The organism is Clostridium sp. UBA3061, from assembly GCF_002367465.1.
Lineage (GTDB): Bacteria > Bacillota > Clostridia > Clostridiales > Clostridiaceae > Clostridium_J > Clostridium_J sulfidigenes.
Genome location: NZ_DFCF01000002.1, coordinates 505,612 through 528,952 on the forward strand (window position 1 = coordinate 505,612; position 23,341 = coordinate 528,952).

The 23,341-nt window shown below is 30.5% G+C and carries 16 protein-coding genes and 1 other annotated feature; of the genes, 15 read left to right on the forward strand and 1 reads right to left on the reverse strand.

Annotated features, from left to right (window positions below; genetic code table 11):
* Positions 1-6: 6 nt before the first annotated feature.
* The 15 genes from B2P65_RS02505 (at position 7) to B2P65_RS02575 (ending at position 21,452) form a co-directional block, all read left to right on the forward strand.
* Positions 7-798, forward strand: a complete 792-nt coding sequence (locus B2P65_RS02505; protein ID WP_346877765.1) for an RNA methyltransferase — start codon at positions 7-9, stop codon at positions 796-798.
* A 103-nt stretch (positions 799-901) separates the two neighbouring features.
* Positions 902-1,116 (forward strand) — a binding site (T-box leader).
* Positions 1,117-1,286: 170 nt separating this feature from the next.
* Entirely contained in the window at positions 1,287-2,306 is a 1,020-nt protein-coding gene (pheS, locus tag B2P65_RS02510; RefSeq protein ID WP_346879532.1) for a phenylalanine--tRNA ligase subunit alpha, read from the forward strand.
* Between the two features lie 18 nt (positions 2,307-2,324).
* Complete coding sequence (gene pheT / locus B2P65_RS02515; RefSeq protein ID WP_346879533.1) at positions 2,325-4,703, forward strand: phenylalanine--tRNA ligase subunit beta; 2,379 nt, start codon at positions 2,325-2,327, stop codon at positions 4,701-4,703.
* A gap of 288 nt (positions 4,704-4,991) precedes the next feature.
* Positions 4,992-7,523, forward strand: coding sequence for an ABC transporter permease (locus tag B2P65_RS02520; RefSeq protein ID WP_346879534.1), 2,532 nt, complete (start codon positions 4,992-4,994; stop codon positions 7,521-7,523).
* Between the two features lie 21 nt (positions 7,524-7,544).
* On the forward strand, positions 7,545-8,216 hold the full coding sequence (locus B2P65_RS02525; protein ID WP_346848601.1) for an ABC transporter ATP-binding protein: 672 nt from the start codon (positions 7,545-7,547) through the stop codon (positions 8,214-8,216).
* A 305-nt stretch (positions 8,217-8,521) separates the two neighbouring features.
* Positions 8,522-9,124, forward strand: a complete 603-nt coding sequence (locus B2P65_RS02530) for a cell division protein ZapA (RefSeq protein WP_346848602.1) — start codon at positions 8,522-8,524, stop codon at positions 9,122-9,124.
* 166 nt (positions 9,125-9,290) lie between these two features.
* The gene (locus B2P65_RS02535; protein ID WP_346848603.1) at positions 9,291-10,283 is read left to right on the forward strand and encodes a glycosyltransferase; all 993 of its coding nucleotides are present in this window, start codon (positions 9,291-9,293) and stop codon (positions 10,281-10,283) included.
* A 176-nt stretch (positions 10,284-10,459) separates the two neighbouring features.
* On the forward strand, positions 10,460-12,826 hold the full coding sequence (locus tag B2P65_RS02540) for a U32 family peptidase (RefSeq protein ID WP_346879535.1): 2,367 nt from the start codon (positions 10,460-10,462) through the stop codon (positions 12,824-12,826).
* Positions 12,827-12,843: 17 nt separating this feature from the next.
* The gene (locus B2P65_RS02545; protein ID WP_346848605.1) at positions 12,844-15,210 is read left to right on the forward strand and encodes an endonuclease MutS2; all 2,367 of its coding nucleotides are present in this window, start codon (positions 12,844-12,846) and stop codon (positions 15,208-15,210) included.
* A 24-nt stretch (positions 15,211-15,234) separates the two neighbouring features.
* Complete coding sequence (locus tag B2P65_RS02550) at positions 15,235-15,708, forward strand: DUF523 domain-containing protein (protein ID WP_346877768.1); 474 nt, start codon at positions 15,235-15,237, stop codon at positions 15,706-15,708.
* A 23-nt stretch (positions 15,709-15,731) separates the two neighbouring features.
* Positions 15,732-16,754, forward strand: coding sequence for an alpha-hydroxy-acid oxidizing protein (locus B2P65_RS02555; RefSeq protein ID WP_346848607.1), 1,023 nt, complete (start codon positions 15,732-15,734; stop codon positions 16,752-16,754).
* A 249-nt stretch (positions 16,755-17,003) separates the two neighbouring features.
* Positions 17,004-17,900, forward strand: coding sequence for a phosphate butyryltransferase (locus B2P65_RS02560; RefSeq protein WP_346848608.1), 897 nt, complete (start codon positions 17,004-17,006; stop codon positions 17,898-17,900).
* Positions 17,901-17,976: 76 nt separating this feature from the next.
* Positions 17,977-19,743, forward strand: a complete 1,767-nt coding sequence (gene iorA / locus B2P65_RS02565; RefSeq protein WP_346879536.1) for an indolepyruvate ferredoxin oxidoreductase subunit alpha — start codon at positions 17,977-17,979, stop codon at positions 19,741-19,743.
* Position 19,744: 1 nt separating this feature from the next.
* The gene (locus B2P65_RS02570) at positions 19,745-20,320 is read left to right on the forward strand and encodes an indolepyruvate oxidoreductase subunit beta (protein WP_346848610.1); all 576 of its coding nucleotides are present in this window, start codon (positions 19,745-19,747) and stop codon (positions 20,318-20,320) included.
* Between the two features lie 271 nt (positions 20,321-20,591).
* Complete coding sequence (locus B2P65_RS02575) at positions 20,592-21,452, forward strand: hypothetical protein (protein WP_346877771.1); 861 nt, start codon at positions 20,592-20,594, stop codon at positions 21,450-21,452.
* A gap of 104 nt (positions 21,453-21,556) precedes the next feature.
* Here the strand turns inward: B2P65_RS02575 and B2P65_RS02580 are convergent, their stop codons facing one another.
* On the reverse strand, positions 21,557-23,047 hold the full coding sequence (locus tag B2P65_RS02580; RefSeq protein WP_346848612.1) for an aminotransferase class I/II-fold pyridoxal phosphate-dependent enzyme: 1,491 nt from the start codon (positions 23,045-23,047) through the stop codon (positions 21,557-21,559).
* Between the last annotated feature and the right edge of the window lie 294 nt (positions 23,048-23,341).

A 23,341-nucleotide genomic window follows, 5' to 3' on the forward strand; every position in this document is an offset into this window, starting at 1 on the left:
TTATAAGTGCAGGTTATAAAAAGTAAGGATAATAATACATTAAAAGAAATTAAAAAATTAAAAGAAAAAAAATATAGAGTTGAAAATAAGAAGTTTATTGTAGAAGGATTTAGATTTCTAGAAGAAGGTTTTAAATCAGATTTTATTATAGATAAACTTTTTATAAAGGAAAGCTCAGTTGATAAATTTAAAGAAAAATTTTCTTTTTATATTAATAAATATGAAGAAAAATTATTTATTATAAATGACAGTCTATTTAAAAATATTTCAGGTACAGAAAATTCTCAAGGAGTTTTAGCTGTACTTCAAATGAAAGAGGAAAATTTTAATAAAGAAGAAGGACTGTATATTTTAGCTGACAAGATACAAGATCCAGGCAATTTAGGAACTATAATAAGAACAGCTCATAGTGCTGGTTGTAGGGGAGTTATTTTAAGTAAAGATACAGTAGACTTATACAATGAAAAAACCTTAAGAGCTACTATGGGTTCCATATTTAATATTCCTATAATCCATGATGAAAATTTAGTTTTCACAAAAAGATTAATTAGTGAAGGGTATAATTTAGTATGTAGTTCCCTTGACACAGAAAAAAACTTTTATGAAGTTAATCTAGTAGATAATGCAATAATAGCTGTAGGTAATGAAGGTAATGGCATTAGTGATGAAGTTATGAATTTAGCTACCTTTAAGGTTAAAATTCCTATGCTAGGAAATACAGAATCCTTAAATGTTGCTATAGCTGCATCTATTATGATATATGAAGGTGTAAGACAAAAGTTAAATAAAAAGTATTAATACTTGAAATTTTTATATATTATATGTATAATGTTTCTATCAAGTTAGGATTTAAATGTTATTTAAGTGAAATAGTATCCAAACTGGTTTAGTAAAATAAAATATTTATACAATGACGAAGAGAGTAGATATATATTTTTATATAAGGGATGAAGAGCCAAAGACTGAAAGCTGTTCTTATAGGATTATATCGAAGTTCACTTCTGAGTACTAATTATGAAGTAATAGTAGTAATTAGCGGCTATGGTCGATAGATTTACTAAGAGGAGTTTTAATAAAACTCAATTAGGGTGGTACCGCGGATTTTCCGTCCCTTTTTAGGGACGGTTTTTTTATGTCTATAAAGCAAAAACTTAATTTCAGAAACTATTATTTATACTTGAATTAAGTAGAAATTTCATTAATTATGAAGTGGAAATTTTTTTCCAAAGAAAGTTTTAATCCATAATTTTAAATGAACTCATGAATTTTAGAAAGGAGCTTAGAATATGAAAGAACAATTAGAACAAATTAAAAAAATTGCCCTAGAACAACTAAGTCAAGTAACAGATAAAGCTGAACTTGAAAATATTAGAGTAAAGTATCTAGGGAAAAAAGGAGAGCTTACTGCAATCTTAAGAGGTATGGGAAAACTATCAGCAGAAGAAAGACCGGTGGTAGGTAAAATTGCTAATGAAGTAAGAGAAGAAATAGAAAGTGCCATTGATACAAAGGTAGTAGCTATTAGAAGTGCAGAAAAGACTGAAAAATTAAATAGTGAAGTAATAGACATTTCTATGCCAGGAAAGAAACAAACTATGGGGAAAAAACATCCATTAAGTTTAACTCTTGATCAAGTAAATGATATATTTTTATCTATGGGTTTTTCTATAGAAGAAGGACCAGAAGTAGAGTTTGATCATTACAATTTTGAAGCTTTAAATATACACAAGGATCATCCAGCGAGAGGAGAACAAGATACTTTCTACATAAATGATAATATAGTATTAAGAACTCAGACATCTCCAATCCAGATAAGAACTATGGAAAATCAAAAGCCACCAATAAAGATGATTGCACCAGGAAAGGTATATCGTTCAGATGCTGTAGATGCAACTCACTCACCAATATTCTATCAAATTGAGGGATTAGTAGTGGCAGAAAATATTACCTTTGGAGACTTAAAGGGAACACTAGAAATGTTTATCCAAAAGATGTTTGGAGATGACATGAAAGTTAAATTTAGACCGCACCACTTCCCATTTACAGAACCATCAGCAGAGATGGATGCAACTTGCTTTGTATGCGGAGGTAAGGGATGTAAAGTTTGTAAAGGTAGTGGATGGATAGAAATTGTAGGCTGTGGTATGGTGCATCCACAAGTACTTAGAAATTGCGGAATTGATCCAGAAAAATATAGCGGTTTTGCTTTCGGATTTGGATTAGATAGAATTGTAATGTTAAAATACGGTATTGAAGATATTAGATTATTATATGAAAGTGATATGAGATTGTTAAATCAGTTTTAATATATAAGGAGGAAGATTATGAAGTATCCAGTTAAATGGTTAAAAGACTATGTTGATATAAATGTTTCCCCTGTAGAACTTGCAGATGCATTAAATCTTTCAGGGTCTCATGTTGAAGAGGTTATACTTACAGGAGATGAAATTTCTAATGTAGTTACAGGAAAGATAACAAAGATAGAAAGACATCCAGATGCAGAAAAACTAGTTGTATGTGCAGTGGATATTAACAAAGAGGAAGAAATACAAATAGTAACTGCTGCTACAAATATGAAGGAGCAGGATATTATTCCAGTAGCACTACACGGAGCAACGCTGCATGGCGGACTTAAAATAAAAAAAGGTAAATTAAGAGGAGTAGTATCAAACGGTATGTTCTGCTCAGAAGAAGAGCTTGGAATTGCTGGAGATGAGCCAGTACATGGACTTATGATATTACCTAAAGATACATCTATTGGAGTAGATATCAAGTCTGTAATACCTCTTGAAAGTGCTATTATTGACTTTGAAATAACTTCTAATAGAGCAGATTGCTTTAGTATAATTGGAATGGCAAGAGAAACAGCAGCGACTCTAGGGTTAACTTATAAAATGCCAAATCTTAAATATAGTGAAGAAGATAAAACTAATATAACTGATAGTTATAAAGTAGAAATTAAGAGTCCACTATGTAGAAGATATATGGCTAAAGGAATTAGCAATATAAAGATAGAACCATCACCACAGTGGATGCAAGAGAGATTATTAGAAGCTGATGTAAGACCTATTAATAATATTGTAGATATAACAAACTTTGTTATGTTAGAGTTAGGTCAACCATTACATGCCTTTGATGCTAGAGATATAGTATCTAATACTATAGTAGTTGATACTGGAAAAGATGGAGAAAAATTTGTTACTTTAGACGAAGAGGAAAGAACTATAGATAGCTCTATGCTTTGTATAAAGGATGGGGATAAAACTATAGGACTTGCAGGAGTTATGGGAGGATTAAACTCAGAGGTTAAAGAAGATACTTCTATGATAGTCCTAGAAAGTGCAAATTTTAATGGTCTTAATATAAGAAATACATCTAAAAAGTTAGGACTTAGAACAGAAGCTTCAACTAAATTTGAGAAGGATTTAGATCCAAACCTATGTAAGTTAGCTATTGATAGAGTATGTGCCCTAGTGGAAGAATTAGGTGCAGGTAAGGTTATGACTGGGGTTATAGATATATATAATGAAGTTATAGAACCTCATACCTTAGAAGTAGATAGTAACTGGGTTAATAGATTCTTAGGTAGTAATATATCAAAAGAAGATATGAAAAGATATTTAGATGGATTAGATTTAAATACTGAAATTAAAGGTGATGTTTTAGTTGTTAATTGTCCAACATTTAGAAGTGATCTAAATATAAAAGAGGATATAGCAGAGGAAATTGCTAGAATTCATGGATATAATAATTTTGAATCTACCCTTCCTCATTGTGAGGCTATAAAGTCTGGAAAATCAGATAAGCATAAGCTAGAAGATAAAATAATAGAAGCTTTAGTAGGCAGTGGAATAAATCAATCTATAAGTTATTCCTTTGTAAGCAATAAAATTTTTGATAAACTTTTAATTCCACAAGATAGTGAACTTAGAAATGTAGTTGAAATTAGAAATCCTCTAGGAGAAGATTTCAAGGTTATGAGAACTACTACTCTTGCATCAATGATGGAATCTTTAGCTAGAAACTATGTAAAGAGTAATGAAAGTGCAATGCTTTTTGAAATAGGTAAAGTATATATAAAAAATACTGATGAAGAGAAGTTGCCAGAAGAAAGAAATATTTTAACCTTAGGAATGTATGGAGCGGGAGATTATTTAGAACTTAAAGGTGTGGTAGAAAATGTACTAAATGCTTTAGGAATAGATAATGGAATTTTTATTAGAGAAAGTGAGAACCCTAGCTTCCATCCAGGAAAAACTGCTGCATTAAAACTTAGAAATAAAATTTCTGGAGTTTTAGGTGAAATTCATCCAGATGTAAGTGAAAATTATGGTATAGATACAAGATGTTTTGTTGCTGAATTAAATTTAGATATGTTAATGGAATGTGCTAAGATAGACAAAAAACATAAAGCACTTCCTAAATTTCCAGCAGTAACAAGAGATATTGCAGTTTTAGTAGATGATAGAGTTCTAGTACAAGAGATAGAAGACACTATTAAAAAACAAGGTGGCGGCATCTTAGAAAGTGCTAAACTATTTGATGTTTATAAAGGAAGTCAAATTCCAGAAGGTAAGAAGAGTATAGCCTATGCTATAACCTATAGACATGCAGATAAAACTTTAACTGATACTGAAGTAAATAAGGTCCATGATAAGATTTTAAGAAGCTTAGAGCATAAGCTAGGTGCAGAATTAAGATAATTATTAATTAAAATAAGTAGGTGTAAATTTACATCTACTTATTTTTTTATGGGAAATTTTATATAGGGTTATCCTATTTGATTAGAGTGAAGGGTTTTGTGAGACTTATAAAGGGGTATGACATAGGTTATAAAAATAATTTGTAATTCTACAAAAAAGTACCTATAACATTGAATTTGTATACTCATTAATGTACAATTATGGATATATATAGATTAACATTATAATATTTTACATATAAAAATATAGTTATATCAGCTAATAAGGGAAAGTTAAGGTGGGGAAAATATGAAAAGTTTTTGGGGGATTATTCCACGATATATTAAAAAGGGGAAAAAAAGAATTATCTTTGTAGCTTTAGGTATTATAGTATCTATGGCACTAATAGTATCATTAGGCACTATATCAGAAGCTTTAAAGGAATCGCTATATCAGAAGATGAAGGATGATTCAGGAGGAATACATGATATCTATTTAGGAACTTTAGGTTATGTGGATTTTGATAGAGTTGCAAAAGAAGAGGTTGTAAAAGAAGTTACTACGGTTTGGCCAATTGGCAGATATGATGTGCCGAATACAGATAATAGTCTTCAAATTTCGGCATTTAAAGAAAATGCTACAGATATATTAAATCTAGAATTGATAGAAGGTAGATATCCAGAAAAGGATAATGAAATAGCTATAGAAAAGTGGATTTTAGATTTGTTTCCTAAAAAGTATGAAATAGGAGATAAGATAACCATTCCTTATACCATAGTTCACAGAGGCAGAGGTACAGAATTTTATTATGAGAAGGGTGAAACAGAGTTCGTACTTACAGGGACTTATGATTTTACCTATAGAAACTGGTTCTATCCAAAGGAAGGGAATGCATATATTACACCTGAATTTGGAGAAAAGATATTAAAAGAGAAAAAGCTTACTATGCAAAGTGTAGAAGCTGACGGATATATAATGATAAAGCCATCTTACTCTGTTGAGGATGCTGTAAAAAAGTTAACTGAATCAAGATATTCTACCGGAGGATTTTTTGCTAACGAACCTAAGTTACAATTAAAAAGTGAATATGAAAAATATGATAATATAATGTTTTTTGTTTCATTAATATTAATAGTAATTTCTAGTGTAATAGTTTATAACATATTTAATGTTAGTGTATCAGAGAGAACTAAAGAATTTGGTATGCTTAGGGCAATGGGATGTCCTCCATGGAAAATAAAAGCCATGATTTTAATTGAGGGTATGCTTATAACAATTGTATTTATTCCTATAGGAATTTTATTAGGAAACTGGATAACTAGGTATATTATAAAAATAGTCACTGGAATAGAGAATTTAGGTACAGTGAGAACAATGGATACTAAAATTATCTTAGTAGCAATTGTAGTGGGACTTTTAACTGCATTTATAGGAACTTATTTTCCAGCTAGAAAAGCTTCGGTTATATCACCCACAGAGGCTATAACTGGAGGAGCAAATACTAGTTTAAAGAGTAGTAATATGAGAGGAAGCTTAGATAAATCTATTTTAAAAAAGGTATCTTTTGAAATCAATTTGGCGTTTATAAATATAATTAGAAATAAAAAAAGATTTTTATCTACATGTTTATCTTTAATTATAACTATAACCATGTTTATGACAGTAAATTATGTGGTAGGTTCTACAAATCCTGTGGCAATCTTTAAAGATAGCTTCAAGGTAGATTTTAAAGTTGATTCTAAAAGTGGATTATCGCTAGAAAAGGTTTCTTCTGTGGAAGGATTGGATGTAACCTTAAAGCTTAAGAGAAGAGGCACAACTATGGATATTGAAAAAGAAAATTATACAGAAGAAGGATTAAGAACCTATGAAGAATTAGGAAAGTCTGTACAGTATATATCACAGTGTATATCTAGGGATAGATATTTAATAGAAGTTACAATTTTAGGACGTAGTGATGAGGAGTTAGAAGCTTTAAAGAAAAATGTCATTGCTGGTGAGATAGATATAGACAAGATGAAAAATGAAGATATATTAATTCTTGTACAAAATATAGATGGATTGAACTACACTAATTTATCTGTGGGAGATGTTGTACAACCTTCATTTACTAAGTTAAATGATAATGGAGAATTTTTAGGTGGAACTTATCCAGAGTTTAAAGTTGGAGCTATAGTTAGTGAAGAAGCAATAAAAGGATTACCTTTAGGTACTCCAAGCACAACAGTACACTCATCAGCAATAATTCTACCTGACTCTGCCATGAAGAAACATATGGAAATGACTAAATATCAATATTGGGAAGGGAATGTTAAGGAGGGATATGACTATGAAGAAGTTGAAGAAGAGTTAAGAGCAGTTGTAGATGGTGATAAGGGAGCTACATTATTATCTTACAGAGAAGAACTAGAAAAAGTAAAGGTAAATAATGCTCAAATTATATTTGCCATGTACAGTATAGTTATTGTTGTAGCCATAGTAAGCATAATAAATCTTATTAATATCATGAATATGAGCGCAATTATGAGGAAGAAAGAGTTTGGATTCCTAAGAGCTATGGGCCTTAGTGGAAAGCAGGTGAAGAAGATCATAATGTGGGAAGGGGCCATTTATGGAATAGTATCTTCTGCAATTTCAGTACTGCTAACTTTGGGAATTTCAGCAATTATAACTAAAAATTCAGAGCTTTGGCTAGGTCAGATTATAAGCTGGCATATACCAATAGGCCAAATGACTATAATTATAATAATTACAATCATAATCACACTACTATCATCTATATTACCGTCAAAAATATTATTTAAATCAAGTATTGTTGAGAGTATTAGGGATGTAGAGTAGAAGAGTAATGGAGGAATTAATATGAGTATGTTAATAACCAGTGGTCTAGCTAAAACCTATGGAATGAATGAAACTGCAGTAAAGGCGTTAAAACCTACGGATTTAGAGATTAAAGAAGGAGAATTTGTAGCCATAGTAGGACCTAGTGGCTCTGGAAAAAGTACATTACTACATCTTCTTGCAGGATTAGATAAGCCTTCAGCAGGAAAGGTATTTATTAATGAACAAGATATTTATGAGTTAAGTGAAAATGAGTTATCTAGATATAGAAGACAGAACGTAGGATTTATATTTCAAGCTTTTAATTTAATTCCTATACTTTCAGCAGAGGAAAATATAAAACTTCCAGTATTAATGGATGGTAAAAAGGTAGATGAAGGGTATATTGATGAAATTATGGATGTTCTTGATATAAAAGAAAGAAGAAAACATCTTCCAGGTGAACTATCTGGAGGGCAGCAGCAAAGGGTATCCATTGCTAGAGCACTAGCTAATAAACCGTCCATAATATTTGCAGATGAACCTACAGGAAATTTAGACAGTAAAAATAGTAAAGAAGTATTGCAACTACTAAAATCAACCATAGAAAAGTATAATCAAACACTAATCATGATTACTCACGATGGTAGTATAGCACAAATGGCAGATAGAATTATTACTATTACTGATGGAATGATTATAGAGGGTAAATAAGAAGAATGTTACATAACTAATATAAAGAAATAGTTGTGTAACATTTTTTATTTGCAATACTTTGGTAGTTAGAAAAGAATAATTTTTATAAAAACTGTGGCTTGATAATATGGTAAAATTTTACAAAATAATTATAAAATATGTACCATAATATATTATATTTATATTTAATTAAGTTTTATGAAACATATTGTTGACAAGTATTTGGAATATTTATTAAATACCTTATTTAATAAATAGCTAATATATGTTAAAATGATTATAAGTTTATGCAGATGTAAATTTATAATTAAGAGGGTGTTTATGTGAGCATTATAACAGTTAAGATAAATGGAATGGAATATAACCTTAGAGGAGAAGAAAATGATGAGTATCTACAAATGGTTGCTCAATATGTAGATAATAAAATAAATAGTCTAATGTTTAAGAATTCTAAAATAAGTCGTCCTGATGCTACTATTCTTGCAGCAATTAATTTAGGAGATGAGGTTTTTAAAAATAAAGAGGCCTGCGAAAGGGCAAATGAAAATTATAAAATGATTGCAAAGGAACAAAAAAATCTTATTTCCGAAGTAGAAGGACTAAAAAGAGATTTACAGGCTGCAAAAAAAGAAAATGAAGACTTAAGAAAAGTTAACACTTCGGATAAAGATGAAGAGATAGGAAAGCTAAAGGATGAGGTTACATATCTTAAAGAGCAATTAGAACTTATGGATCAAGTTGTTCAAGAGTTAAAAAAGGATAATAAAAAACAAATGACCTTTAATAAAAAGCTTCTATCTGAAAATAATAATTTAAGATATGACCAAATAGCTAGAGTAAGACAGCTAGAGCAACTTAGTCATGAGATTGAGGATAAAAACCTTCAGCTTATGAAAAATGGACAAGTTAATGTAAGAAAAAAGTAAAAGTTTAGGTGATAATATTATATTTATATATTATCGCCTATTTTTTATTTTAGGATAATTAGCTATATTTATGAATTAAATATAATTTTATTCTTTAATATTGTGATAATTAAAATTTTATGGGCATAGGTATTAGGTAAAACCATAATTCTTAGGGGGATTATACATGAAAGTTTTGCTATGTGCTAGAAGTAATTATATAAATTTAAGTTCAGGAGATACTACTATAATATTTAAAATATACACTTTTTTAAAAGAGAAAGGGGTTAATGTAGATATATGTGGAGCCAATGAGGAGGCTAATTATGATGATTATGATATAGTACATCTATTTGATATTAAAAATATATTTGATGCTTATAAACATTTTAAATTGGCTAGTAATAGTAAATGTAGTATAGTAGTATCACCGATGTATTTTAATATGGAGAAGTTTTTCGAATATAGTAATAATATGGAACGAAAAAATCTATGGAATAATTGCAAAGCTTATAAGGAATTAATTTTGAAGAAGAGTAAAATCATATTTTGCAATAGTATATACGAAAAGTCTTTAATAACCAAGGATTTCACTACAAAGGGAGATATTAAAGTTGTTTATAATGGAGTAGATATAAATTATGATGAGGTTCCGTTATATAATTTTAAGGAGAGATATAATTTAGATAATTATATATTGTGTGTAGGAAGAATTTGTGAAGTGAAAAACCAATTAGAATTAAGTAAGATATGTAATGAAATAGGAGTAGACTTAGTTCTAGTTGGAACGGCATCAGAGGAGCGTTACTTAAAAGAATGTTTAGCTTATCCGACTACACATTATTTAGGATTTATGAATGACTATGATTTGTATAATGCATACACCTTTTCTAGTGCTCACGTATTAGCTAGTTTTTCAGAAGTTACAAGTTTATCATCCCTTAAGGCAGCAGCTTATGGATGTAACATAGTGGTTACGGAGGAAGGGGCTTCAAAGGAATATTTTAAGGATATGGCAATATATTGTGATCCTTATAATCATAATAGTATAAAATTAGCAGTAGAGAAAAGTAGGGCAGAAAGAAAAAATAATAAACTAAAAGAATATATAAGATATAATTATAACTTGAAGAATATGTTAGAAGGCATATATGAGGGATATTTAAAATTGATGAATTAAGATGTATAGGGGCTAACCAATAAAAAGGTATTAGCTCCTATTATTTTTTACAGTTTGTAACAAAGAGAATTGTGATATAATAATCCATGAGAAGTAAAAAATAAGTACTAATAAAATAAGTATGACTTTTTTAATATAGAATAAAGACATTTCTTATTGATAGGAGTTGAGAACATATGGATAAAATAGAATTATTAGCGCCAGGTGGAAGTAAAGAAAGTATCTATGCTGCTGTTCAAGGTGGTGCAGATGCTATATATATGGGCGGGAGTAAGTTTTCTGCTAGAGCCTATGCAAATAATTTTAATGAAGAAGAATTAATAGAAGTAGTGAATTATTGTCATTTATATAATGTTAAAGTATATATAGCCTTTAATACTGTGATAAAAGAAGACGAGTTAGGTGAAGCTTTAGAGTATGGGAAGTTTCTATATGAAATTGGTGTAGATGCTATTATAACTCAAGATATGGGATTATTTAAAATTATAAAAGAAGCTATACCAGATTTTGAAATTCATGCATCCACACAAATGACTATACATAATGGAGAAGGGGCTATATTTTTAAAGAATGAGGGCTTTCAAAGAATAGTTTTATCAAGGGAGTTAAGTCTAGATGAAATAAGATATATTTCAAAGGACTTAGATATAGAAACAGAAATATTTGTCCATGGAGCATTATGTATAAGTTATTCTGGACAATGCCTTATGAGTAGTATCATAGGAGGAAGAAGCGGAAATAGAGGAAGATGTGCACAGCCCTGTAGATTACCTTATACTATAATAAAAAAATCTAGTGGAGAAAATAGAGAAGGGTATTTATTAAGTCCAAAGGATACTTGTACTATAGATGAAATTAAAAGTTTAATTGAAAGTGGGACTTCATCATTAAAGATAGAAGGTAGAATGAAAAAGCCTGAATATGTAAGTGGTGTTGTAACTACCTATAGAGAAGCTATAGCTAGTGTGTATCACAACAAATGTTTTGAGATAGCACCTAAAAAGGCCATATTAAATCAATTATTTAATAGAGAAGGGTTTTCAAAGGCATATCTTAGAGGAAACATTGGAAGAGACATGATGGCATATAATTGCCCCAAAAATACAGGTGTATTTTTAGGCACCGTTGAAAAAGATTTAACCATACAGCTTCAAAAGGATATAAAAGCCCAGGATGGAGTTAGAACTGATAATAGTGGATTTACAATCACAAATATTTTAAAGGGGAAAGAAAAGGTTAAAGAAGCCTCTAAAGGCGAAAAAGTGAAGCTTATGCCTACTAAATATAAGGTTGGAGATAAAGTATATGTAACTTCAGATACTGAACTTTTAACTAAACTTCAAAAAAATTATGAAGATATTTATGGTGTAAAGTTACCCTTAACTATAAAGGTTAGATTTGCTCCAGGAGAAAGATTTTATTTATCTACGGTTTATCAGGAAAAAGAATTTGAAGTCTATGGAGAAAATGTAGAGGTTGCAGCTAATAAGCCTATGGATAAGGAAGCCATAATTAAAAATCTCAATAAGTTAGGGGATACTCCTTTTAAACTAGAAAACATTGAATTTGAAACCTTTGAAGAAGGATTTTTAAGGGTATCATCTATAAATAGTGTAAGACGTGAGCTTATTGAAGATATAATGAAGTATATTAAAATTCGTGATAAACGGCATGTGGAAGAAAAGGCTTATAAAGAATTTAATAGGAATTCTAAAGAAGCTAAAGATATATTTAATGATGAGTATCTAATATGCGTTAAAACTCTAGAACAATTAAAAAGTGTATTAAGTTTTATAGATGAAAATCCAGATATAGATCCAGCTATAGGAGTAGATTTATTTAAAAAGGGTGGAGGTTTTAATTTAGAAGAAGTAGATTATGAAAATTTATATATGATTGTTCCTAATATAATAAAAAGTGAATTTAATTTAGTTACTGAAGCTATAGAAAAGAATATTTCTAAAATTAAGGGGTTAATTACAGCTAATTTAGGTATAATAAATGTGTTTAAAAACAGACTTAACATAATTGGAGATTATAAGTTAAATATTTTAAATAGTGAAAGCTATGATTTTTATAATAGGTATACAGATATATCAGCTTTAAGTGTAGAACTTAACAATAAAGAAATGTTTTCTATAGCTAAAAATATTAAAACTCCAGTGCAAGTAGTAGTTTATGGTAAGTATGAACTTATGGTAAGTGAATACTGTGTAATTGGCAGTACCTTTGGTGATAAGAGCTCTACTTCAAACTGTAATTTCAGATGTGACAAGGATAAGTTTGTATTAAGAGATAGGATGAATGAAGAGTTTCTGGTTACTACGGATAAATATTGTAGAAGCCATATATATAATACATTACCTGTAAATATAGTTCCATTCATTAAGGAATTAAGGAAAAATAATATTAACAATTATAGAGTTGACTTTATAGATGAAGATTATAATCAGGTTTTAAAGGTGATGAAATATATATTTAAAGATGAAGATGTAGATTTAGGGAAAACTACAAAAGGACATTATAAGAGGGGAATTGAATAGAAAGTAGGGGATAAGAAATGAATGAAAAGACCTTTAAAGTACTTGAGTATTATAAAATCAAGGAAATATTAAAAAAGTATACAGTTACAAAAGCGGGGAAAGATTTAATTGATAATCTGAAACCATATAACAATCTCTATGAAATCAAAGAGCATTTAGAGGAGACTAAGGAAGCATTAATTTTATTAACTACAAAAAGTGCACCACCCTTTGAAGGAATATATGATGTTAGGGAAGCGCTTTTAAGAGCTAAGAAAAATTCCACACTTATGCCAGTAGAATTACTTAGAATTGGTAATATGCTTAAAAGTTCTAGAAATTTTAAGGAATATGTACAGAGTAAGGACGATGAAACAACTTATAGAGTTTTGGAAGATATAATAGCAGGTATAGTTCCCTTTAAGAATATTGAAGATGAAATCTTTAGAGCTATTATTGGAGAGGATGAAATTGCAGATAGAGCTAGTGAAACTTTATTTATAATTAGAAAGAAACTAAAAGATAAAAGTTCTTCCATTAAAGACAGAGTTAATAGCATGGTTAGGACCTACTCTAAATATCTTCAAGAAAGTCTTTATACTGTAAGAGGAGATAGATATGTACTTCCTGTAAGATCTGAGTATAAAGAACAGGTTAAGGGTTTGATCCATGACCAGAGTGGTACAGGTGCTACATTATTTATAGAGCCTATGGGACTAGTAGATCTTAATAATGAAATAAGAGAACTTAGAAATAAAGAAAAGGCAGAAATAAATAGAATTCTTAAGGAACTTACTTTAAAAATTGCAGGTAACATTGATGTTATAGAGAATAATGGAAGTATTATATGGGAATTAGATTTTATATTTGCAAAAGCTAAATATGCCAATGAATTAAATTGTATATGTCCAGAGGTAAATGATAAAGGAATTATAGATTTAATAGAGGCTAGGCATCCTTTAATAGACCAAAAGGTAGTAGTACCAAGCACTATTTATCTTGGTAGAGAGTTTACTTCTTTAGTTATTACAGGTCCTAATACAGGAGGTAAAACTGTAACACTAAAAACTGTAGGTTTAATAGAGCTTATGGCTATGAGTGGAATGATGATTCCTGCAAGAGCAGGTTCAGCTGTTAGTGTATTCTCAAATATATTTGCTGATATTGGTGATGAACAAAGTATAGAACAAAGTTTATCTACTTTCTCATCTCATATGACTAATATAGTAAATATTATTAATGAAGCAGATGAAAATACTTTAGCACTTTTTGATGAGCTTGGTTCAGGAACAGATCCAACGGAGGGTGCAGCTCTTGCTATGAGTATTTTGGATAACTTAAGGGATAGAAATACAAAAATAATAGCAACTACTCACTATAGTGAACTTAAAGGTTATGCTTTAAAAACTGTTGGAGTAGAAAATGGCTCTGTAGAATTCGATGTTGAAACTTTAAGACCAACTTATAATTTGCTTATAGGTGTGCCAGGTAAATCTAATGCCTTTGAAATATCAAGGAGGCTTGGTCTTCCAGAGTATATTATAAATAGTGCTAAAGAAAATATTTCCACAGAGAGCTTAAAGTTTGAAGAGTTAATACAAAATCTTCAACAAAAGAGCATTAAAGCAGAAAATGATGCTAGGAAGGCAGAAGGTTTAAAAGCAGAAGCAGAAAAACTAAAAAATAAATATGAAGAAAAGTTATATAAGTTCGAAAATGTTAGAGAAAAAGCTATCTATGAAGCACAACGAGAAGCTAAAGAGCTTATAAAAGCTGCTAAGGAAGAAGCTGATTCCATTGTTAAAAATATAAGAGAACTTGAAAGGTTAGGCTATTCTTCAGAAGCTAGAACTAAAATAGAGAATGAAAGAAAGAAGATAAAGGATTCTCTTGATAACATGGAAGAAAAATTAAGTAAAAAAGATGAGCCTAAGGGAGAAGGATTAACTTCTGTAACTCAAGGACAGGAGGTATATCTTCCATCTTTAAATCAGAATGTTATAGTAGTATCCGAGGTGGATAATAAGGGAGAAGTTCAAGTTCAAGCTGGAATAATGAAAATCTCTGTAAAGCTTAAGGATTTAAGGAAGGGAAAAGTGTCTAGTGAAGATAAGAAAAAAGCTAAGGTTCAAAGAAGAGAAGCTAAGCTTAATCTAAAAGCAGTATCATCTTCAGTAGACTTAAGGGGTATGGATTCCGAGGAGGCTATTTATACCACAGATAAGTATTTAGATGAAGCTTATCTTGGTGGTCTCGGCGAAGTTACAGTAATTCATGGTAAAGGAACAGGAGTACTTAAAAGTTCTATAACTGATTTATTAAAACATCATCCCCATGTTAAAAGCTATAGACTTGGTAATTATGGAGAAGGTGGAACAGGAGTTACTGTGGTTGAGTTAAAGTAATACTAGAGTATAGGGGTTGACGAAATGATTTTGGTAAGTGGATGTCTTTGTGGTATTAACTGCAAATATGACGGTAACAATAATTTAAATGAAAAAATTCTTGAACTTTTAAGACAAGGGAAGGCTATACCAGTATGTCCAGAGCAACTTGGAGGACAGGCGACTCCTAGAGAAGCTCATGAGATTGTAAATGGTGATGGTGCTATGGTCTTAGATGGAAAATGTAGGGTTTTAGGAAGAGATGTAAGTGATGATGTAACTGGTGAATTTATTAAAGGTGCAGAGGAAACATTAAATATAGCTAGAGAGTTAAAAATTGATACAGCTATTTTAAAGGCAAGGAGTCCATCATGTGGAAAAGGAATTATATATGATGGTACTTTTTCAGGTGGTAAAAAAACAGGTAATGGAGTAACTGCAGAGATTTTAATTAGAAATAATATAAAGATTTATACTGAAGATGAATTGGATAAATTCTTTGAGGAAAATAATATTTAGTTTTATAGTTAGGTGGGGATTTTATGAATTATAGTGATGTTAGAAAAGAAGCTAGAGTTAATTTAAATAATAGCTGTAAAGTATGTAATGTATGCAATGGAGTTGTTTGTGCAGGAGAAGTGCCAGGTATGGGTGGAAAAGGTACTGGAAATGCATTTACAGAAAACATTAGAGCTCTTGAAAGATATAAGCTTAATATGCGCGTAATTCACGATGCTAAGGATCCAGATACAGCTATTGAGATTTTTGGTAAGAAGTTAGATATACCAGTTTTTGCAGCTCCAGTTTCAGGAACTACTCTTAACATGGGTGGAAAGTATTCTGAAGAAGAGTATATTTCTTGGGTTATTGGAGGTACTTTAGATGCAGGTATATACCCAATGGTAGGAGATACAGCAGTAGATACATTTTTAACAACTAATTTAAAAGTGTTAAAGGAGTTTAATGGTGAAGGTATTGTATTTATAAAACCATGGGAAAATAAAAATATAATTGAAAAGATAAAATTAGCTGAGGAGTCAGGAGCATTTGCCGTAGGCGTGGATATAGATGCCTGTGGACTTATAACTTTAGCTCTTCATGGGAAGCCAGTAATGCCTAAAGGAGTAAAGGAGATAAAGGAATTAGTTAACAGTACTAAACTTCCATTTATACTAAAGGGAATTATGACAGTAGATGAAGCATTACTTGCAGTAGAATCAGGTGTAGATGCTATAGTAGTTTCTAACCATGGAGGTAGAGTTTTAGATGAAACTCCAGGTGTAGCAGATGTTCTTGAAGATATAGCAAAAGCAGTAAAGGGTAAAGTTAAGATTTTAGCTGATGGAGGAGTAAGAACAGGAGTAGATGTACTTAAATTCTTAGCCCTTGGTGCAGATGCTGTATTAATAGGAAGGCCTTTTGTAACTGCATCCTTTGGTGGTAAAAGAGATGGTGTAAAAACTTATGTTCATGGATTAAAGGGAGAGTTGAAATCTGCTATGGTACTTACGGGATGTAAAGATGTAGATAGTATAGATAAGAGAATTATATTCCAAAGAAAATAATCGAATAAGTAAAGTTTTTTAAAGTAATAAAAATTTTTAATAGATATCTTAAATTGTATAATTTAAGATATCTATTTTTGTTAATTTTAAATAAAAAATACACTATTACACTTTAGCAGTTAAAATTGACTCAGAAAGGATTACACATTATACTTAAAAGTAAGAAAATATAAAATATTATAAAAAAAGTGTTGGATATCTACTACTTATTTCAATTTTTTAGTAAACCTATACATAAGGAGTGAAAATATGGTTAAAAGTTTAGAAGAATTGTTAGAATTAGCAAAGAAAAAAGAAAAGAAAACTATGGCAGTAGCAGTAGCACAAGACAATGTTGTTCTAGAAGCAGTGATAAAGGCAGTGGACATGGGTATCATAAATGCTATATTAGTTGGAAATGAAGAGAAAATTAAAACTATAGCAAAAGATTCTAATATAGACTTATCTAGAGTAAGAATAATTAATGAGTGTGACATAACTAAGGCTGCAGCAAAGGCTGTGGAATTGGTTACAAAGGGCGAGGCTAATTATGTAATGAAAGGATTACTTGGGACTTCAGATTTATTAAGAGCTGTACTTAATAAGGAAGCAAATCTAAGAACAAATAATTTACTATCTCATGTAATGGTGTATGATGTAAAGTCTTATGATAAGCTGTTACTTCTTACCGATGGAGGAATGGTGCCATATCCAGAATTAAAAGATAAAATAGGAATATTAAAGAATGCAGTAACAGTGGCAAAAGCACTAGAGATAGATATGCCAAAGGTAGCACCAATTTGTGCTGTAGAAGTAATTAATCCATCAATGCAGGCAACTTTAGATGCAGCAGCTCTTTCAGCAATGAATAAGAGAGGACAAATTAAAGGTTGTATAATAGATGGTCCACTGGGACTTGATAACGCTATATCTAAGGAAGCGGCTCACCACAAAGGAATTGTAAGTGATGTAGCAGGAGAAGTGGATATACTTCTTGTACCTAATATTGAAGCTGGAAACTTCCTAGGAAAGTCTATGACTTATTTTGCTGGTGCTGAAAGTGCTGGAGTAATTGTAGGTGCAAAATGCCCCGTAGTATTGGTTTCTAGAGCAGATAGTGCAAAATCCAAGCTTTATTCAATAGCATTAGGTAGTATTTTAGGGTAAACAATTATTGGGGAATAATTGAAGTAGGATAGTTAATTAATTATTAAAAGATAAATTGTAATGGGGGAATGTGAATATGAAAAAGGTTATAATGACTGGTAATGAAGCCATCGCTAGAGGTGCCTATGAAGCTGGATGTCATGTAGCATCAGCTTATCCAGGAACACCTAGTACAGAAATATTAGAGAACTTTGCATTATATGAAGGTGTATATGCAGAATGGGCACCAAATGAAAAGGTTGGTTTTGAAGTAGCATCAGGTGCATCTATTGGAGGAGCAAGAGTGCTTACTACAATGAAGCATGTAGGACTTAATGTGGCTGCTGACCCATTATTTACTATGGCATATGAAGGAGTTAACGGAGGTTTTGTAGTTGTAACTGCTGATGATCCAGGAATGCACTCTTCTCAAAATGAGCAAGATAACAGATTTTATGCTCCTCATGCTAAGGTTGCAATGGTTGAACCATCAAACTCACAAGAATGCATTGACTATATGAAGGAAGCATATGAAATAAGTGAAAAATTTGATACATTAGTTTTATTTAGAGTTACAACTAGAATTTCACACTCTAAAACAGTAGTAGAGGTTGGAGATAAACAAGCTGTAGAAGTGAAGCCATATGAAAAAAATATTAAAAAATATATAATGACTCCAGGTCATTCAAAAATTAAACACTATGAAGTAGAAGAGAGATTAGAGAAGCTAAGACAATATTCTAATACTACAAAGCTTAATAGAATGGAAATGGGCAATACAAAGATAGGTATAATTACTAGTGGTATTTCTTATGAATATTGTAGAGAAGTTTTTGGAGATAATGTATCATACCTAAAGATAGGTTTCTCTTACCCATTACCAGATGAAATGATTAAAGAGTTTGCATCTAAGGTAGAAAAATTATATGTAGTAGAAGAGAATGATCCATACTTAGAAAATTCAGTTAAAGCTTTAGGAATTAGCTGCATAGGTAAGGAAGTTATTCCTATATGTGAAGAACTAAATCCAGCCATTATTAGAAGAGGTATTTTAGGAGAAGAAAATAAAATAACTTATACAGCAGATACTAATCCACCTTCTAGACCACCAGTGCTATGTCCAGGATGTCCTCACAGAGGAATATTCTATGCAGTATCAAAATATAAGGATGTAATAGCTTCTGGAGATATTGGATGCTATACTCTTGGTATGAATGCACCACTTAGTGTAACTGACACTGTAATTTGCATGGGTGCTTCTATATCAGCTGGTGTAGGAATGGAAAGAGCTAGTATAGTAGCTAATAGAGAAGATAAAAAGGTATTTGCATTTATTGGAGATTCAACGTTCTTCCATTCAGGAGTAACTGGATTAATTGAAAGTGTTTATAACAATACACCGATAGTAACTGTAATTCTTGATAACAGAATCACAGGAATGACAGGGCACCAAGAAAATCCAGGAACAGGTAGAACCCTTCAAAATAGAGAAGCTCCAATGGTAGATATTGAAGCTTTAGTCCTTGCATGTGGTATTAAAAAGGAAAATATAAAGGTAGTAGATCCATATAAAATAGAAGAAACTTCAAAGGCTGTAAAAGAAGCTCATGATAGCACAGAACCTTTTGTAATTATTACAAAACAACCTTGTGCTTTGATAAAAGACGTATTAAAGAAAAGAGCTAACTTAAAGTGTAAAGTTGATGTAGAGAAATGTAAGAAGTGTAAAATGTGCTTAAAAACAGGATGTCCAGCATTGAAATTCCAAAATGGTGTAGTGGAAATAGATGAAAGCATGTGTAATGGTTGTGAAATATGTAAGCAAGTTTGTCCATTTGATGCTATAGAAAAGGTTGGTGAATAATATGAAGGAAGTAAAAAGTATATTATTTATAGGTGTAGGAGGACAAGGAACTATCCTAGCTTCAAAAATATTATCTGAAGGCTTGTTAAGAAATGGCTATGACGTTAAAATGTCTGAGGTTCATGGAATGGCTCAAAGAGGAGGAAGTGTTACTACTCAAGTTAGATTTGGAGAAAAAGTCTATTCTCCTTTAATAGAAAAAGGAAAAGCTGATGCCATAGTTGCTTTTGAAAAAAGTGAAGCACTAAGAGCACTACCTTATTTAAAAGAAGGTGGACATTTAATAGTAAATGATTATGAAATTCATCCTGTACCAGTACTAATAGGACTAGAAAAGTATCCAGAGGGTGTAAATGAGGCACTAAGATCTACAGCAGAAAATACAGTTATAATTAAAGCGGCAGAAATTGCAAAAGATCTAGGTAATATGAAAGCACAAAACGTTGTATTACTAGGAGCGTTACTTAAAGCCCTAGATATAAAGGAAGTAAATTGGGAAGAGGTTGTAGCTTCATTAGTGCCAGCAAAGGCTGTAGAGTTAAATAAGAAAGCTTTAGTTGCAGGAATGGAAGTATAGAGGAAAATCAGAAGAGTTAATTTCATGATTGAAGCTTGTTCATTATAAGGTTTAGAATAAGTTTCTATAAAATATTAGCTTTACTCTATTATATAGAGGTAAAGCTAATATTTTTTATATAAGCAATAAATTTATATGATTTTCATTATTTTCTGATATAATATATTATAGTAAAAGTCTGAAAAGTAGATCTAATGATAATAAGAGTATATTAAGTTTAGTGGTTACTATTCATAATTATATAAGTAAAATTACTATGGGAGGATAATTAATGGGAATATACAAAGCACCAAATTCAGAAGAAAAAAAAGCTATAAAAAAATATAGTAAGTTATTTGAAGATATTAAGATATCTGAGCCAGCGCTATTTTTGGGAAATACATATAAAGAGGTAATATTTGAAAAGAAAGGTATTGTCAGCTTAATTGGTAAGAAAAAGGGATATATATATATTGATGCAAATAATAAAGTAGTAGAAGATGAGAAAACAATAATGAGACTAGGAAGAATATTCTTTTTCATGGAAGCATTCTTAAATGATGATAATGGTAGTATAATTAAGGCTCTTCAAAATGAAGAAGAAGTAGAAAAAAATAAAACTGATTTGGAATTAATGATGAAAGGCTTTGAAATCATTGAGAAAATGAATAAAAAATATGATATTGAACATAAGGAAGTTGAAAAGGTTAAAGATATATTATCAAAACTAATAGAACTTAGAGCTAAAACTAACTTGAAATTACAAGATTTTCTTAAGGTAGTACAGGAAGAAACATCAAAACAGAAATACTTTGATGAAAATATTATTGAAGCATGTATGCCAGCATATAAAGAAGTGATGGCATGTAATTATGAAAAGGTGATACTCATAGCTAAAGGATCTTCAAGTTATAACTGCTTAAAAAAGGCGGCAGAGAAAGTAAGGAAAAAATATACTATAAGATTTAATATATCTTATACAGATCCATTAATGAAGGTAAACTATATGATGGGTTATTTTGAAAGTTTAATTAGAGCTTATGAAAGCATTATTAACATGTCTTATAATCAGTATTTAAAAAGTATAGTAAATTCAGGAAGAACCAATGCTGAATTTAAATTATTAGAGTTAAGAAATAAGAAAAAAAATTAAAAGATCAATACAGTTAAAGATTAATAAAAATAATTAAAGGTATGTATGTGAGAGATATCATACCTTTAATTATTATAATTTATATAATATAAAATTCACATTTATTATTCAACGTTAATAAATACTGCATCCTCATCTTTAACTACATTTATATACTCAACTTCAGGATCTTCAGTACCTTGAACATAAAGGCCAGTATCTTTTAGTTGTTGAACATAATCTACAATTTCTTGTGTGATTTTTTCTCCCGGGCATAGTACAGGTATTCCTGGTGGATAAGCCATTAGGAATTCACCACTAATCATGCCTACGCTATTTTTAATTCTAACAGAAGTTTTAACACTGTTGAAGGCTTCGTTAGGAATCTGTATTTGCTCAGGAATGGAAGGGATGTCTATGAAGTCTGCTTTAGCAGTACCCTTGCCATAATAGTCATCACTGATTTCTCTCAAAGCTCTTAAAAGTCTTTCCATGCCATCTTCAGTATCGCCAAAGGAACCTACAATAAGGACATTATATAAATCCGAAAGTTCCATTTGAATATGATACTTGTTTGTTAAAATCATATCCAAATCATAACCAGTTATACCTAAATCTCTACAAGTTATTGTAATTTTAGTTGGATCAAAGGCATATGCTCCAGGAACTCCTAAGATTTCTTCGCCAAAGCAATAGAAACCAGGGATTTTATTAACTTCATCTCTAACATAATTAGAAAGTTCTATTGTTTTATCTAGTAATTCTTCTCCACCCAATGCAATTTGTCTTCTAGCAGTATCTAATGAAGCCATTAGAATATAAGAAGGCGAAGTTGTATGCATTAAGTTTAAAACCTGTTTTACCCTTGGAATACTTACTCTTTTAGAGTTAACTTGAAGTAGAGATCCTTGAGTTAAAGCACCAATAATTTTATGAGTACTTTGAGCACAGATATCAGCACCAGCTTCCATGGCAGACATAGGTAAATTTTTATTAAAGTTTAAATGCGGTCCATGAGCCTCATCAACTATTAAAGGAATATCATATTCATGAACGATATCAGCAATTTGCTGAATGTCTGTAGATACACCATAATAAGTTGGATTGATTATAAGAACAGCTTTAGCATCCTTATTAGCTTCCAATGTAGTTCTTACTGTTTCAGGTGTAACTCCATTTGCAATTCCTATCTTTTTATCTAACTCAGGCTGCATATATACAGGGATAGCACCAGCTAAGATAATTCCTCCAGTAATGGATTTATGAACATTCCTAGGAATTATTATTTTGTCCCCAGCACCTACTACAGAAAGAATCATTGCTTGAATAGCGCCGGATGTTCCATGAACAGAGAAAAAGCATGCATCTGAACCGTAGGCATCAGCAGCTAATTCTTGAGCTTTTTTTATAGGACCTGTTGGATGATGATAACTATCTACTAGTTTAAAAACTGTAACGTCAATCTTAAACGGATTTTCGCCCATGAAGTTTTTAAAATCTATGTCTACTCCAACACCTTTTTTATGCCCAGGAACATGGAATGGAAGAGTGTCTCTATTCACATATTCCATTAAGGCATCAAATAATGGGGTTTCATTTTGGTTTAACTTATACAATTCCATACCCTCTTTCTAATTTATAAAGTATAGAGATATCAATAATATAATTTAATGACCTCCCTATAATAATTTTACTCCAAATATAATATTTATAAAGTTATAAAACAAATTTATTATAGAATAATATTAGTATCAATGCAATAAGATTTTAGTTTATAATTAAATATTTATAATGTTTTACTTATTATATGAGTTATAAGATTATAAATGTATAATAAAGCATATAAATTTTATGCGTTTATTAAATTGTGTTATATAAAAAATAAAAAAAATACGAAAATATTACTTTAT

Bases quoted from the DNA above. Each gene is read 5' to 3' on its own strand.
- B2P65_RS02540 (WP_346879535.1), top strand. From the start codon at position 10,460: ATGGATAAAATAGAATTATTAGCGCCAGGTGGAAGTAAAGAAAGTATC.
- pheT (WP_346879533.1), top strand. From the start codon at position 2,325: ATGAAGTATCCAGTTAAATGGTTAAAAGACTATGTTGATATAAATGTT.
- B2P65_RS02520 (WP_346879534.1), top strand. From the start codon at position 4,992: ATGAAAAGTTTTTGGGGGATTATTCCACGATATATTAAAAAGGGGAAA.
- pheS (WP_346879532.1), top strand. From the start codon at position 1,287: ATGAAAGAACAATTAGAACAAATTAAAAAAATTGCCCTAGAACAACTA.
- B2P65_RS02535 (WP_346848603.1), top strand. From the start codon at position 9,291: ATGAAAGTTTTGCTATGTGCTAGAAGTAATTATATAAATTTAAGTTCA.
- B2P65_RS02570 (WP_346848610.1), top strand. From the start codon at position 19,745: ATGAAGGAAGTAAAAAGTATATTATTTATAGGTGTAGGAGGACAAGGA.
- B2P65_RS02555 (WP_346848607.1), top strand. From the start codon at position 15,732: ATGAATTATAGTGATGTTAGAAAAGAAGCTAGAGTTAATTTAAATAAT.
- B2P65_RS02575 (WP_346877771.1), top strand. From the start codon at position 20,592: ATGGGAATATACAAAGCACCAAATTCAGAAGAAAAAAAAGCTATAAAA.
- B2P65_RS02545 (WP_346848605.1), top strand. From the start codon at position 12,844: ATGAATGAAAAGACCTTTAAAGTACTTGAGTATTATAAAATCAAGGAA.
- iorA (WP_346879536.1), top strand. From the start codon at position 17,977: ATGAAAAAGGTTATAATGACTGGTAATGAAGCCATCGCTAGAGGTGCC.
- B2P65_RS02550 (WP_346877768.1), top strand. From the start codon at position 15,235: ATGATTTTGGTAAGTGGATGTCTTTGTGGTATTAACTGCAAATATGAC.
- B2P65_RS02560 (WP_346848608.1), top strand. From the start codon at position 17,004: ATGGTTAAAAGTTTAGAAGAATTGTTAGAATTAGCAAAGAAAAAAGAA.
- B2P65_RS02525 (WP_346848601.1), top strand. From the start codon at position 7,545: ATGAGTATGTTAATAACCAGTGGTCTAGCTAAAACCTATGGAATGAAT.